Here is a 14,244-nt window from a genome sequence, read left to right on the forward strand (position 1 = left end):
ATTATTACGATACAAATATACTGTGAATATTACAGACAACCAACTTTTCCGGGGATACTTATTCAATCTCTCTACTAGAAAAGATTTTTCAATTTTATTTCTCACATTCTCATAGATTCCAGATAAAGCACTCGTAATCAAAGAATTACATTATGAGAAACATTTTTAGAACAGGTATTTCTCATACTTTCCTCATCAATTTCCTTCAAAAAACCGCTATTTCTCATACTCTTTCAGGTTATTTCTCATAGTCAGATACAGCTATTCTCCTATTTACCCACCAAGCTTATCTTACAAAACATCTAGCTATTTCTTTCATGTAAACAACTAGTTAATTACTTGTTTTTCACCTAATAATGTCGTATCTTTGAAAGAACATCCCAATCGTCCCACTACAGTGCACAGGCCTGTTCACTACAGTAAAAAGTTCTGTCTACTAGAGTGAAAAGAACCGTTCACTGTAGTGGAACAATCAGGATAGCGGTTGAATAATAAAAGAATAAAAGCAAGATACACCAAGAGCATCAGTACATAACATATAAATAACCATTAAATTAAAACAAAGATGGCAATACAATTCGAGTTTTATAAGAATCCCCAACCGGAAAAAGAAGGGGAAGAACCTAGTTATCACCCACGGGTGGTTAATTTTCAACATGTAACCACTCAAAAGCTGGCAAGAGAAATCCACATGGCAACTACTTTCGGGAAAGCGGAAGTAGAAGCCATGCTAATGGAATTGAGCAGATGCATGGGCAACCATCTGTGCGAGGGAGAACGAGTACACCTGGATGGGATCGGCTATTTCCAGGTTACATTACAGGCTACCGAACCCGTGCACTCACTTACCACCCGTGCAGACAAAGTAAGATTAAAGTCCATTAACTTCCAAGCTGACAGAGATTTAAAAAGTTTGTGCATGAGTACTCATTTACGACGTTCGAAATACAAACCACATTCCGCTTCTCTTTCTGAAGAAGAGATCGACAAGAAACTCACTGGATATTTTGCCAATCACCCCGTATTGACCCGTTCCAATATGCAGTCACTCTGCTGTTTCACTCAAAGTATGGCCAGCAGACAAATCCGTCGCTTAAAGGCACAGGGCTACTTACAGAATATAGGCAAGCCCACACAGCCTATTTATATACCAACCCCGGGGCATTATGAGAAATGAGTTCAACGGGTATGAGAAATAAGCCAAATGAAGGCTAATTCGTGAATAAAACTATGAGAAATGCCGATTTTCAAAACATTTCTCATAGTTTATTCTATTAGTTATCTGGCACTTAGGTCATATTTATGAGAATATGAGAAACAAATATTTTATATCCATTCTGACAATGTAACTCCAGCTCGCGTGCAAGCTCATAGGGAATATCCGAAAAGAAACTTTGCAAGCGACGGAAAAAAGATTCATAATCACCGGCACGCACTTCACGAACAAATTTCAGAATTTCAAAAGGAGACTCCACCTTATTGACGTTCGCATAATAAGGAAGGAGAAAACGGATAAATCCTTCCTCCACTTCACGATTAGGAAAACCTAAACGATATATTCCAAAACGCTCATCATGCCCCTTAATGGTGAGGTATCCGCTCTGATAAATCACCGGGATAGGATTGGTAGATTCGGCAACTCTACTCTAACCTTACCATCAACCGCTTATGCACGTTTATTTACGCCCCAGACATTATAAGAAAGAATATTTCCTGCAGGTTCCCCGTCAATACAGGAAGCCGACAATCCAAATCGGCAATTTACACCTGTAAGGCGTTTCTATTCCATCAGCTAAAATATAAGAATCAGGCACATCTGCAATCTGATCATACGTTTTACCTTCACCACCAACTTCCAAAATATATCTTCCATTGACCCTAAAATCTCCGGTTTTCTTCCCGTACTCCACTTCATTGTCACACGAAAGTTGATTGACCACAAACGTTTCACGTGCCGTTCCTATTTTCACAGGATGAGAAGCTAAAGCATATAGCAGATTAGGATTATCCAGGAAAATCTTATCCGGCTTTTGCATCTTCTTAACAGACAATAGATCCGCGTATAGCAAATGGAGCAGTTTCGCCTTTTCCAAGCTATTCAGATATTCGATGACAGTATTACGATGAATACCTATAGTTGTTGACAATTTGGAAATATCCACCTCAAAAGGAACAGAAGTTGCAAGAATGCCCAACAAGGCCTTTATCTTACGCACATTACCCACATCAATTCCACACAACTGGGGCAATTCCGTTTCTACAATAAAATTAACAACCTGTTCTATACTTGTATAATAATCTATCTGATTTTTCAAATAAAACGGATAATATCCATATTGCAGATATTCTTTAAAAAGAGGTAAAGGGCGACACACTTTATTCACTTCCGAACAAATCTTTTCGGGCGAGGTCAAGACTTCTTCCAGCGTACATACGGGAAAGCTCATTTGTTTATAAAACAATAGAAATTCTCGGAAAGAGAGCCCCTGCATCTCATAAGGGATACAGCGTCTGGATAAGTCGGCATCAGCATTTAATATATTGAGTAAAGAGGACGCGCTGAACACAACCTTCAAATCGGGATACATGTCATATACTTCTTTTATCTCCTTACTCCAAGTCGGATATTTATGTACCTCATCCAGAAAGAGATGCTTTCCTCCATTCTTTACGAATACATCCGCCAATTCCAGCAAAGTATGATTAGAGAAATAAACAGAATCCAGTGTGCAATAGAGCACTTCCCTACTATAAACCTCATAATGCAGTTTCATATACTGTAACATTAAAGTCGTTTTTCCCACTCCTCGAGGCCCTCTAATAGCCACCAACTGAGCATCCCAATTGATTCGATGCATCAATGTCCTTATAATTTCAGTCGATGTCAATAACAACAAACGGTCTTGTTTTGCAAAAAGAGTTTCCATATATTCCTATATCTTAGTATTATGAGATACAAAGATAATCATTTGCTGTTTGCAAACAGCATTTTCTCTCACTTTTTGCTGTTTGCAAACAGCAAATGAACACGCTTTCAACAAAAGGTGTCTCAAGCCTATATCTACCATATAATGTTCCACCTGATACAATACTTACGGAGAATTCCTGAAACCTTTTATTCCACAATGGAATGGAGACGTAAGAGTTTTACCGTCAACGATGCACTCTCAAATCTTCAAAGGGTCAAGAAAGGAAACATTTCTTATCAGAATTGGAATAACATATGCAAAAAAGAAATAGTAGCGATTATTTAACATTGAACATTTATATAAGCAGAAAAGAATTGCCAGTAAGGGATCAAGTGATTATATAAAAAGAATGATTGCATACAAAATGGCAGAAAGCGACCTCAATAGACATCTGGTGTATTGTCAGAAAGCACATAAGACAAATTCGTAATATTCAGATACACCTTGTCCACTTTGCCTAAAAGTCTGACACCTTCCGTCTCTGCCCGAAGCTGATTAATTATTCCAGCCTTTTCCAGATAACACATCAAATCGGAAACTGTATTTCTATTCATATCAAGCAAAGTCGCCAACTTGGTAAAATTAGGTTTAACGGAACACTTTTCGCTATGATATACAACAGTCTTTTCAATTTCAATGCTGTCGCTATATTCATATTCGCAAAAGTCGGTATATCATTTTCCAAAGTCTGCTTAATGATACTTTGTAAACGAAGCAAATATCCCTTTTCCTGAAAGAAAGGGTAATAGCCATGTTGCAGATACTCCTTAAACAACAAAATAGGACGCGCCTCGACATAAGGAAAATCTACTTTATGTTTCAGTATATCCTCTAAAGAATAAACTGGTAAATGATAACCATACGAAATGGCAAGGTATTCGCAGAAAGACAACCCCACCATACGATATTCCAACTTTCTACGACTCAAATCAGCCTCTCCGACTTCCAAATCCAATATAGAGGAACCAGTATACACGACTTACAGTTTGGGAATCAGATCGTATATATTCTTTATCTCCCGAGCCCAACCAGCATACTTATGTATTTCGTCAATATAGAGTTTTTTTCCTCCATGCTGATAGAAGTCCATCGCCAGATCAATCAGTTTATGTTCTGCAAAATACAAATCATCAGCTGTCACAAACAAGGTCTCGTCGATATTATCATATAGCTTGATATGTTGCAAAAGCATAGTTGTTTTACCAACACCGCGTGGACCTAAAATAGCAATAAGCCTACTACTCCACTCTATCTCATCATGGAGATAACGGATAAATTCAGTGGATATGTTGCTAAGCAACATTCGGTATGACCTATAAAGCGTATCCATCATTTCTTGTTTTGGGGTTATACAGAAAAATATAGAGTAAATTGCCGAATGAAAGCTACAGTTTTTCTAGAAAATGCTAGTTTTATTCGGCAATTTACTCTATATCTATCATAATCCTCACAGAAAAAGAATACTCATTCTTTAATATATAGCGGATAATTTCATAGTCAAAATGCATATACGAATAACCTTTAAGCCAAAGATAGTATCAAAAAACATTTAACTAAGAAACATAATTATGATAACCAACAAATAACAGATTCCACTTATTTTAAAGACCCCATCTTATATCCAAGATCTGTTTGATATAATATATTCTTTTATTGAATAATAGACGCACATCAAAATTATAGTGCCAATCATATCCTTGCTCCCATATAAACCACATAATTTATAAGAAAACATCAGAGGCATCAAAAAATAAGAACAGAAATAGCCAACTACTTACACTACAATATCTAGCAATATAGTCCTAAATAATAAACATTATGGAATCTTCTGAATGATACCTTCCCAGCTATCAATACCAATCCGCTGCAAGTATTGTTCAAAGTACTCATTTTCTGCATCAGTACCAGCTTTTTGATAAGTCATCCATACCGGTTTAGCTTCCCCCTGATATTCCGCATCATTGTATTTACGTAATCCTAAACGAGCACCATCACCCAGATGATCGAACCAACTATGCCATTGGATTCCATTAATCCCTTCCAAAGCATTGATCTTCTTCCACCCAAAAGCAAACCCAGCAGCTTGATTCTGCAAATCCTTATCCGCATAACTTGGAGAACATGTTCCAGCCTCAGAAAGCCACACAGAACGCCTGATGCCTCCCTTATATTGGTTTTGTGGGACACTAACCCATTTATCCAATACTTCAAGGTTCTTCAATGTCACATATTCTGTATCCATAGAAAAAGTAGCCTGAGCATCATCCCAAGTACAAGGATTCCCCAATTGAGCGGGGTAACTATGGCATGCCAATGACCAAAAGAAGTCTCCCTCTGCTTTACTAAACAGATTCATAAAGTCAAGCATATCTCTGACCTTATACCAACCGCCCCCAGCAGCAATATTCCATCCATGAGAGAAAGAAATAAAAACCTCTGAATTCTGGTCATATTGATGTACAATATTATAACACATACGCATTGAACGAAGATACGTATCCATAAATGTAGCAATTGGTTTATCTCCCATATTTGTCCAATGGCTACCTCCATCCACCTCATTATGAATAATCCAATGCGCAATACGCATACCAGGTTTACTATATCTTTGTGCCAGAAAATCAAGCGCAGCAGCATAACATTGCGTAGACTCCATAGTGGTCATATTAGGCATGGTATAAGGAGCTATGCCATTAAAATCCGGATGTTTCAGAAGTTCTCCGGCATCTCCTTCAGGAGAAACCAACAAAATACCAGCAACAGAAATATTGCGCTGGCTAGTTTGTTCCAATACCACATCAAATGCACTTCTAAGATACTCCTCATTAAAATAATAAGTTACTCCCCCATACACATACGGAATATCTCCCGACTGTTGAGAAAGATGCATAAAATTTGTAATAGGAATATTTATTGTAGCACTGCTGATTCCTAATTCATCTAAATCTGATGCAAGAAACTCATGATTTATAAGTCCCCCCAATCCTTTTTTAGACTTTAATGGAATAGCTTCAACATTTTGTTTTACATAAATTCCATCTGCCCCCACATAACGAGCATGAGATACTTGCTCATCTTTTTCTACTCCTTCCTTAAATATTGCCCATTTAGATAACAAACGATCATACTGATAACCACCAATAGCCGCATAACGATTCAAATGGATTTCAAAAGAATTCTGTGACAAAACTGTTTTATATATAGATTCTATCTTTTTTGCTTTAAACATATCAACAAAAGGTGGTATTTCTCCTAAAAAGAAAATTCCATCCCCCTGATAGTTTCCCCGGACACTAATTATGTCCTTCCCGACGGTGATATCAGTCACATGGCAATTATAATCCTTATTTAGATAGTCTTTTATATTTTGCTCATATTTTTCCTTATTGAGAATTTCATTATCTTCTTCCTCCTCTTCCTTCCTTTCCTCCTCATTCATTACACGCAGACATATATTACGTATTTGTATCGTATTATCAGGAACATTACCAAAATCTATCCGCAAATAATCGCCCTTTTTCCCCCAATCAAAATCTTTACGATATTGTTTTAAACGCACGCTAAAAGATTTCCATGTTTCAGTACCCGGAACTTCCCCTGCACTCATGCTATGAGAAGCATCAATATTGGTTTCAGCATCTGCGAAAAAAAGTTCCAGATTACTTATACCCATCATTGTCTGGTATTCAAACTCAAGCACATTACATTCCTCTGGAATGTCTTCCTTAAATCGGCCACCCGTAACCCACGGATCTCCATCAATAGTTTCTATAATATAACTATCATCCTCATTTCGAGTTAAAACTACCCCTGACTTATATGGACCATCTAATAGCATATAAACAGGAGGAGTTATGATCTCTTCAGGAGGTATAGAACCTCCTCCAGTATCTTCCACAAAATCATCACCACAAGAAATCACATTCACAATTAAAAACGGTATTAACAACGGCATAACACAACGCCTTACAACGTATTCCAGCTTTTTGGCACAAATAATACTTAACATTTTCATAATTTCAGTTTTAGTTAATAATGCAGATAGATTAAAATTTTTCAATAATATTCCAATCAGAAATTCCAATTACAGATAGAAACTGTTCAAAATATTCATCTTCTTCTTCTGTGTTTGCTTTTTGATAGACATACCAAACCGGCTTTGCTTCTCCATTATAAGTTGCATCCAGATACTTACGCAACCCCAAGCAAGCCCCATCACCTGGATGATCGAACCAGTTGTGCCATTGTATTCCGTCTATGCCTTCTAATGCGTTTATCTTTTTCCATGCGTAAGCAAAACCTGCCGCCTGTTTCTGAAAATCCTCATCTGAATATGTAGGAGAATTTACACCTGCCTCTGAAAGCCATACAGAACGCTTAACAGTCCCTTTATACTTATTTTCTTTAGACAAAGCCCATTTATTCAACACCTCTAAATTCTTGAATGTTATATACTTTGTATCCATAGAGTAAGTTGCATCCGGGTCAAGCCATGTACAAGGATTAAATAATGATTGCGCATAACTATGATATGCCATAGCCCATTGGAAGTCTCCCTCAACCCGACTATAAGTATTCAACAAATCAACAATGTCTTTACTAGTATACCATCCCACATTAGAAATATCGGTCCACGAATGTGAAAAAGAAGCGAACACCTCTGCATGTTCGTCATACTGACGCACAATATTATAACACATACGCATAGACTTTATATAAGTATCCGAAAAAATAGTAACAGGCTTCACCCCCATATTTGTCCATGAGAGCCCACCATCAACCTCATTATGCATAATCCAATGAGAGATACGTCCATAGCGATTATCTGATCTACAATACCTTCTAGCTAAAAAATCAAGTGCCGCAGCATAGCAATTTACCGACTCCAAAGTTGTCATATTAGGCATCGTATAAGTTCCTTCACTATAATCCGGATGCTGTAATAATTCTCCAATTCCCGTATCTACACTTCGTGAAGCCGGATCAATTAAAATAATTGCCGCAACGGAGATATTCCTTTTTTTTGTTGCTTCTAATAAAACTTTGTCTAAAGTATTATTGAGATACTCTTCATCCATATAATACGTTTTTCCTCCATACAGATGTTCTATATCTCCTGCTTTGGGAGTAAGATGCATAAAATGAGTAATACAAACATTAATTGTAGCACTACTAATACCCAATAAACTTAAATCTGATATAAACGAATTTGCAGTAAGACCTCCCAGTCCTTTCTTAGAAGTCAATGTAATAGGAGATAAATGTTGATATGCCCAAATTTCATCTGCATGTCGTGCATGAGACACCAATTGGTCTGCTAGATCTGTCATTTGAAAAATAGCCCATTTTGACAATAACCGATCATATAAAACACCTTCTCTTTCAATAAAACGATCTAATACGATACTAAACGATGCTTCAGTCAACTCTACCTTATATGGGGCCTTGTCTATCTTTGTAACATCCAAATAAGGAGGGATCTCACCCAAATAAAAATGCCCTTCACCCACACAGTTACCCACAATTTCAATAGAGGATTCTGTTACAGATACTTTATTTATAACAGAGGGATAAGTATTTCGCAAATATTGTTTCAGGCTATCTTCATATTTCAGATCATCTTCATTATAAATTGAAGATATAACTTCTTCCTCTTGATCTTCATGACATCCAACTAACAACATTAGTCCAGATAACAAAAACAATACAAAAAGCAACAATCGCTTCAGTCTATCACTGCTTACGAGTGATCGATTTTCAAATATGCCCATAAGTAAATAAAAATAACAGGTTTAGGATTCTTTCGTACAAAGATAGACTATACGATTGAAAAAAAGATTTTGTTTCTCTTTTTTTTGTTTATCTTTTTTGTTTTAAACATATATAGATATCACAAAAATTATCCAAACTTTATTCATTTTTCTAATCACTGAACATATATTATTACGCATAAATCACTATTTTTGCAAAAAAAAATGCAGGAATAATTATCATAGAAAAAATCCTTAGAGACTCCTATAAGCACAAAAACAGAATTTCCACATGATTATAGCACACTAATATACAATCAACCAACAACAATCATCATAAACCAAAACAATAGAAATGAACCTAAACAATACGCCACAACTATCCATAATCACAATTAACAGAAATGACGCTCAGGGCTTAGAGAAAACTCTAGAAAGTATATGGAAAAAACAATCCTTTAAGGATTTTGAACATATTATTATTGATGGAGCCTCAACCGATAATAGTATTAACATTATAAAAAAGTATGCATCACATTTATCTTATTGGGTATCAGAACCTGATAAAGGAATCTATAATGCTATGAACAAAGGAATTATTAAAGCTAAAGGCAACTATCTTTTGTTTTTAAATTCCGGTGATTGGTTAGAAAATGACATTCTAGCACGAGTATTTAAGGAAAATTTCACAGAAGATATTGTCTATGCTGATTTATATCAATATCGTAATGCTGATGATATACAAATCAGCCCTTATCCCGACAAATTGACCCTACCTTTTATATATAATTATTCTTTAGGACATCCGTCGACTTTTATTAAAAGAGAACTCTTTAAAAATATGCTATATGAAGAAAAATACCGAATTATATCAGATTGGGCTTTTTTTATAACACAGATCCTTTTGTTTAATCGCACAACAAAACATCTAAATTTTGCAGTCTCATACTTTAATGTTTATGGAATAAGTTCTGACCCTAAAAGTGGTAACTTAATCATGCAAGAACGTTCCGATTTTTTTAAAAATAATTTTCCCTATTTGATTAGCGAGTTTTATCAGAATCATACTACCCTTCAAGAGAAGGTAAGAACTCAAGAGCAGGCATTAGACATATTATCAAAGCACCGAGTTCAACAACTCATAGACACTGTTTGGATCCAAAGAAAAGCACGACAGTATATTAAATTCTTATTTTTAATAGAAAGATTTCTTAAAAGAAAAAGATAATAAACACCTCAAGTCGTCACTCTGAATATCTAAAAGAATCTAATGCCGACCTCTATCCAAACATCATACAATAATAACATTGAATATACAATATTAGAAATGACGAATATTAATCAAAAAAAAATAGTAGCTTTGCAATCTATAAACCAGAAAAAACTAATGTATAACATCATTGTTAACAGAAATAAAAAATGAGAAGAAAGTTGATTCGAAAATATAAAGCATTCAATCAAGACTTTCAAAGGTCTAAAGAGCTATTTCTTAAATGGTTTATTCCCGAAATCAAAAAAAGGTTCTTTGGAGTAAAGAAAATCAACTATAAAGACATCCCTATCATTATTAACAACTACAACCGTTTGGAAATGCTAACAAAGCTAATCCATAGCTTAGAAAGTAAAGGATACCATAATTTATATATTATTGATAACCAATCAACATACCCTCCACTATTAGAATACTATACAAGATTACCATACCCTGTATATATGTTAAATAAGAATGTCGGGCATCTATCATTGTGGGAAACAGGGATATTTAAGCAATTCAAGGATTCTTATTATGCCTATACCGATTCTGATTTAGAGATCCTCCCTAATTGTCCTGACGATTTTATTGAGAAATTTATTTTATTACTACAGAAATATCCAAAAGCATTGAAGGCTGGCTTCTCAATCTGCATAGACGACCTACCAGATCATTATAAATTAAAAGAAAAAGTTATAGAGTGGGAAAGCGTTTTCTGGAAAGAAGAAATAGAGCCTAACATATTCAAAGCTTTAATAGATACAACCTTTGCTGTATATAAGCCCTATTTTATCGGGGAACCTATTGATCCAGACTGTTTCTGTATTCGAACCGGCTACCCTTATTCCGTCAGGCATTTACCTTGGTATATGAATAGCGCAAAACCAACTGAAGAAGAATTATATTATTTGGGGCATATTAAAACGCTAACCCATTGGTCAAAACAAAATCAGACAAATACAAACTCGGCTAAAAAAGAGTGAAAAATATATCTATAATGTTCTCTATTAAATAACGCAATAAAAATATCAGATTATGAAATGTTACATTTGTCTGACAGACTCCATAGTCACTCGAAAAGACTATCTTGATTTACTAAAAGTCATGTTAATCAGTGCTAGGAAAAACACATCTCTCCATTTAGTTTGCCTATATGATGGCAACACCAATGACCCTGTTTATAACTTATTAAAGGAATTCAATGTAGAAATAATCCTCCATCAATTGCCCTATAAGCTAGAGTTGATGGAGATATATCCGCGTGAATGGATGTTGCAGAATTTAGGGAAAGAAATCGAATATAACCGAATTTTCGGAACATTTATGAGAATGGAAATCCCTGTTGTGGAAAAAGAAGAAAAGTATGTTCTTTATTCTGATATAGACGTGATTTTCAATGCTGACATTTTACTTGAGGAACTTCCACATCCCACTTATCTAGCAGCTGCCCCAGAATATGAGCGTAATGTGGAAGATATGGAATATTTTAATGCAGGAGTATTAGTTATGAACATCCAAGGCATGAAAGAGAAATATGAGGAATTTATTCTTAAAATGAAAAATAGAGAAAGAAACATATCCGGACTTTTTGACCAAGGATATTTAAACGAATTATGCTTCAAAGACATGGAACTACTACCAATAGAATATAATTGGAAACCTTATTGGGGTATCAATGACAAAGCTAAACTTATCCATTTCCATGGTATGAAGCCTAGTAGCAATCTCAATGAGGCTGGTTTTATTACTGATAATTCTTTTTTCCGTATCGTTTTTGATGCAAATCCTGGCGGCTATGCAGGATATGTATATTATTTTACTCAATTCTATGATTATCTGGGAAGAAAAGACGACAAATGGTTATACAATCACCTACAAGAAGTTTTCAATTTATATAAAGATCCATCTTTTTTCTTTTCTAAATATAACAAGTATAAGCTTAAATACCAGAAATATAAGAAATACTATTTAGTTACTTTAGGAATATCCTGTGTCTTACTGATACTGTTATGTTTAACCCTTATTCTACAATAATGAAGAAACAACCATTGATATCAGTTATCGTTGCTTCGTACAACTATGCTAAATATATAAAAGAGACTTTAGATTCTTTAATCAGACAAACCAATAAATCATTTGAAGTTATTGTTGTAGATGATGGAAGCAAAGATCAAAGCCTTCCTATAATAGAAGAATATGCCAACCGTTTTAAAAACATAAAACTATACACACATCCCGGTAACCAGAACAGGGGATTAGCTGAGACTGTAATATTAGGAATTGAAAAGTCTAATGGAGAGTACATCGCATTCTGTGAGAGTGATGATTATTGGACCAATAACCATATTGAATATTTACAAGATACAATTCAACAGAATCCTTTAGCAAATTTCATAGTCAATGGTATCAAAGTTATAAACCTATCAAATAACCCTGAATATGATTCATATATAGAATTTAGTTCCTCATTCCTCAAAAAACATTCAGGCAGTAACATATTTCCCTACCTTGATTCAAACTATATCCCCACATTCTCCGCCGTTTGTGTAAAAAAAGAAGTAATTCAAAATATTAATTTTAGCACCCCTTACCCCGCATGGTTGGATTTCTGGCTTTGGAGACAAATATGTGTGTTCAATAAAGTCTATTACATTCCCCAGGAATTAACTTTATGGAGAAAACACAATGAAAGTTATGATGCAGTCTCGGATAATAAAGATTTCAACGGCTTTATAAAAAGCTCAGACCAATATCTAGTATCTCAATACAGTTTATCCCAGATAATAGCCAATGCCAATATTCCCAAAGATAAAAAGTCTCTCAAACAATTTATTAGATCTTTTTGCCACTTCATATCATTCAAGAATGAATAGCAGCAGTTAATGTGTAAAGAATCTAAAACGTTTTCAAGATGACAATATAGAATCAAAGGCTCAACAAAAACATTAAAATTCATCTTTAAGAATAGAAGTATAAACCGATAATCTCCGATCCAACATTTCTTGTGGATTATACATATTCTTCATTTTGTCATTAGCTTGATGAACCAATATTTTTTGTAACTCCAAATCATTGGATAATTTAATCATAGCATCTGCGAAATCAACAGTATTATCGGCTATCAAGCAATCTACGCCGTCGCTAAAATGAATACCTTCCAATCCTTTTGAAGTTGTAATAAAAGGAACATTTGAAGAAACCATATCAAGTATTTTCATTCTCATACCACTTCCGATACGAATAGGAACAAGAGCAATGCTCCCCTGCAAGAAAGAGGTCAAATTCTCAACGAATCCAACTAACTCTATCTCAGGACAAGCCGTTCGTAATTCAGCAGAATAGCGTTCATATCCCATTCCAACCACTTGCAAAGTGAACTCAAAATTGCATTTACGTAAATAAGGAACAATTTCCTTACAAAGCCATACAACAGCATCTAGATTTGGAAAATGTTCTCCATATCCCACAAAAGTAAAACGTCGATGAACACAAGGGATAAACTCCGTCTCTGAATTCGATTCAAATTTTACCACTGCAGGAGAAGCATAAATATGATCTTCGCGACCTAAATAGCTAGCTAACAATAGTCTATCGACTTCCGTTAAAGCAATTATATGCTTATACTTCTGCAACGCATTCCATTCGAAGTCTTTTGCAACAAGAAAATTCATCCGGTCACTAGGCCGTATTGCCTGAAAAAGGTTCATCTCATTCTCGTTACGTATATATCGCAATTCATGATGAACGAAAATCGTCTGTACATTCTGCGGTAACACATATCCCAATGCTATCAATTCATAAAACTCTACCTGAATGATATCAAACCCTGTATGTGCTACTTTTGTAACATAATCTATATATCGTGTATCAAATTCTTTATATACAGAATTAGGTAAAACAGACTTTTCACGTACAAAATCTTTATCTTTCAACAAATCAACGGTACTGTTTGACGTAGATAATAACTGCCTCCGCATTTTACGCTCAATAGACATCTTGAGTTTTTTCAGCCACTTATAATAAAAAGGATTTCGCACTAAAGGAGAGTCCGGTTCTTCTTTTGTCTCCTTAACAAAAGTATAAAAATCCACATCTTCCCACAAATCTTCTAACTTTTCTACCCTTTTTGCCTCATCAATCGTCCAAGCATAAAACAACACAGAAACTGACATTTTATGACGGATATAGTCTACCATTTGAAAGAAAGCCTGATTTCCCCCAGAATTCAAAGGGTAAGGAACACAAGGTATAATAAAAAGTATTTTCTTCATTT

General features: G+C 35.1%; 12 protein-coding genes and 1 pseudogene. 5 read left to right on the forward strand and 8 right to left on the reverse strand.

Annotated elements, in window-relative coordinates; translation table 11 throughout:
* Positions 1 to 565: 565 nt before the first annotated feature.
* The gene (locus NQ505_RS03545) at positions 566 to 1,177 is read left to right on the forward strand and encodes an HU family DNA-binding protein (RefSeq protein WP_004324353.1); all 612 of its coding nucleotides are present in this window, start codon (positions 566 to 568) and stop codon (positions 1,175 to 1,177) included.
* Between the two features lie 157 nt (positions 1,178 to 1,334).
* Here NQ505_RS03545 and NQ505_RS03550 read toward each other — a convergent pair.
* From NQ505_RS03550 to NQ505_RS03580, 7 genes and pseudogenes are all read right to left on the reverse strand, one after another.
* Positions 1,335 to 1,637, reverse strand: a pseudogene (locus NQ505_RS03550) (AAA family ATPase); the annotation flags it as partial.
* Positions 1,638 to 1,727: 90 nt separating this feature from the next.
* Positions 1,728 to 2,927, reverse strand: coding sequence for an ATP-binding protein (locus NQ505_RS03555; protein ID WP_004324351.1), 1,200 nt, complete (start codon positions 2,925 to 2,927; stop codon positions 1,728 to 1,730).
* Between the two features lie 422 nt (positions 2,928 to 3,349).
* A complete protein-coding gene (locus tag NQ505_RS03560) occupies positions 3,350 to 3,523 on the reverse strand; it encodes a hypothetical protein (RefSeq protein WP_004324350.1) in 174 nt (57 codons plus the stop codon).
* Positions 3,520 to 3,945, reverse strand: coding sequence for an ATP-binding protein (locus NQ505_RS03565; RefSeq protein ID WP_004324349.1), 426 nt, complete (start codon positions 3,943 to 3,945; stop codon positions 3,520 to 3,522). The genes NQ505_RS03560 and NQ505_RS03565 overlap by 4 nt, the downstream gene beginning before the upstream one ends.
* A gap of 3 nt (positions 3,946 to 3,948) precedes the next feature.
* The gene (locus NQ505_RS03570) at positions 3,949 to 4,302 is read right to left on the reverse strand and encodes an ATP-binding protein (RefSeq protein ID WP_004324348.1); all 354 of its coding nucleotides are present in this window, start codon (positions 4,300 to 4,302) and stop codon (positions 3,949 to 3,951) included.
* Positions 4,303 to 4,785: 483 nt separating this feature from the next.
* Positions 4,786 to 6,978 carry a DUF5722 domain-containing protein gene (locus NQ505_RS03575; RefSeq protein WP_008998172.1) on the reverse strand — a complete coding sequence of 731 codons (2,193 nt, stop codon included), beginning with the start codon at positions 6,976 to 6,978 and terminating at the stop codon, positions 4,786 to 4,788.
* A 37-nt stretch (positions 6,979 to 7,015) separates the two neighbouring features.
* Entirely contained in the window at positions 7,016 to 8,740 is a 1,725-nt protein-coding gene (locus NQ505_RS03580) for a DUF5722 domain-containing protein (RefSeq protein ID WP_004324345.1), read from the reverse strand.
* Positions 8,741 to 9,074: 334 nt separating this feature from the next.
* Here NQ505_RS03580 and NQ505_RS03585 point away from each other — a divergent pair, with 334 nt between their 5' ends.
* From NQ505_RS03585 to NQ505_RS03600, 4 genes are all read left to right on the forward strand, one after another.
* Positions 9,075 to 9,947: a glycosyltransferase family 2 protein gene (locus NQ505_RS03585; protein ID WP_004324344.1), complete on the forward strand. Its 873-nt coding sequence runs from the start codon at positions 9,075 to 9,077 to the stop codon at positions 9,945 to 9,947.
* A 191-nt stretch (positions 9,948 to 10,138) separates the two neighbouring features.
* Positions 10,139 to 10,954, forward strand: coding sequence for a glycosyltransferase family A protein (locus NQ505_RS03590; protein ID WP_004324342.1), 816 nt, complete (start codon positions 10,139 to 10,141; stop codon positions 10,952 to 10,954).
* Positions 10,955 to 11,006: 52 nt separating this feature from the next.
* Positions 11,007 to 12,005: a glycosyltransferase gene (locus tag NQ505_RS03595; protein WP_004324341.1), complete on the forward strand. Its 999-nt coding sequence runs from the start codon at positions 11,007 to 11,009 to the stop codon at positions 12,003 to 12,005.
* Complete coding sequence (locus tag NQ505_RS03600; protein WP_004324340.1) at positions 12,005 to 12,844, forward strand: glycosyltransferase family 2 protein; 840 nt, start codon at positions 12,005 to 12,007, stop codon at positions 12,842 to 12,844. Before NQ505_RS03595 ends, NQ505_RS03600 begins: the two co-directional genes overlap by 1 nt.
* A gap of 72 nt (positions 12,845 to 12,916) precedes the next feature.
* On the opposite strand, the gene NQ505_RS03605 is transcribed toward NQ505_RS03600, so the two are convergent.
* Positions 12,917 to 14,242, reverse strand: coding sequence for a glycosyltransferase (locus tag NQ505_RS03605; protein ID WP_004324339.1), 1,326 nt, complete (start codon positions 14,240 to 14,242; stop codon positions 12,917 to 12,919).
* Positions 14,243 to 14,244 lie beyond the last annotated feature (2 nt).

This window comes from Bacteroides sp. D2 (assembly GCF_025147085.1).
In the GTDB taxonomy this organism is placed as follows: Bacteria; Bacteroidota; Bacteroidia; order Bacteroidales; family Bacteroidaceae; genus Bacteroides.

What these genes read in the sequence shown, in the direction of transcription:
- NQ505_RS03545 (WP_004324353.1), top strand. Translation starts at nt 566, where the DNA reads ATGGCAATACAATTCGAGTTTTATAAGAATCCCCAACCGGAAAAAGAA.
- NQ505_RS03555 (WP_004324351.1), bottom strand. Translation starts at nt 2,927, where the DNA reads ATGGAAACTCTTTTTGCAAAACAAGACCGTTTGTTGTTATTGACATCG.
- NQ505_RS03560 (WP_004324350.1), bottom strand. Translation starts at nt 3,523, where the DNA reads ATGAATAGAAATACAGTTTCCGATTTGATGTGTTATCTGGAAAAGGCT.
- NQ505_RS03570 (WP_004324348.1), bottom strand. Translation starts at nt 4,302, where the DNA reads ATGATGGATACGCTTTATAGGTCATACCGAATGTTGCTTAGCAACATA.
- NQ505_RS03575 (WP_008998172.1), bottom strand. Translation starts at nt 6,978, where the DNA reads ATGTTAAGTATTATTTGTGCCAAAAAGCTGGAATACGTTGTAAGGCGT.
- NQ505_RS03580 (WP_004324345.1), bottom strand. Translation starts at nt 8,740, where the DNA reads ATGGGCATATTTGAAAATCGATCACTCGTAAGCAGTGATAGACTGAAG.
- NQ505_RS03585 (WP_004324344.1), top strand. Translation starts at nt 9,075, where the DNA reads ATGAACCTAAACAATACGCCACAACTATCCATAATCACAATTAACAGA.
- NQ505_RS03590 (WP_004324342.1), top strand. Translation starts at nt 10,139, where the DNA reads ATGAGAAGAAAGTTGATTCGAAAATATAAAGCATTCAATCAAGACTTT.
- NQ505_RS03595 (WP_004324341.1), top strand. Translation starts at nt 11,007, where the DNA reads ATGAAATGTTACATTTGTCTGACAGACTCCATAGTCACTCGAAAAGAC.
- NQ505_RS03600 (WP_004324340.1), top strand. Translation starts at nt 12,005, where the DNA reads ATGAAGAAACAACCATTGATATCAGTTATCGTTGCTTCGTACAACTAT.
- NQ505_RS03605 (WP_004324339.1), bottom strand. Translation starts at nt 14,242, where the DNA reads ATGAAGAAAATACTTTTTATTATACCTTGTGTTCCTTACCCTTTGAAT.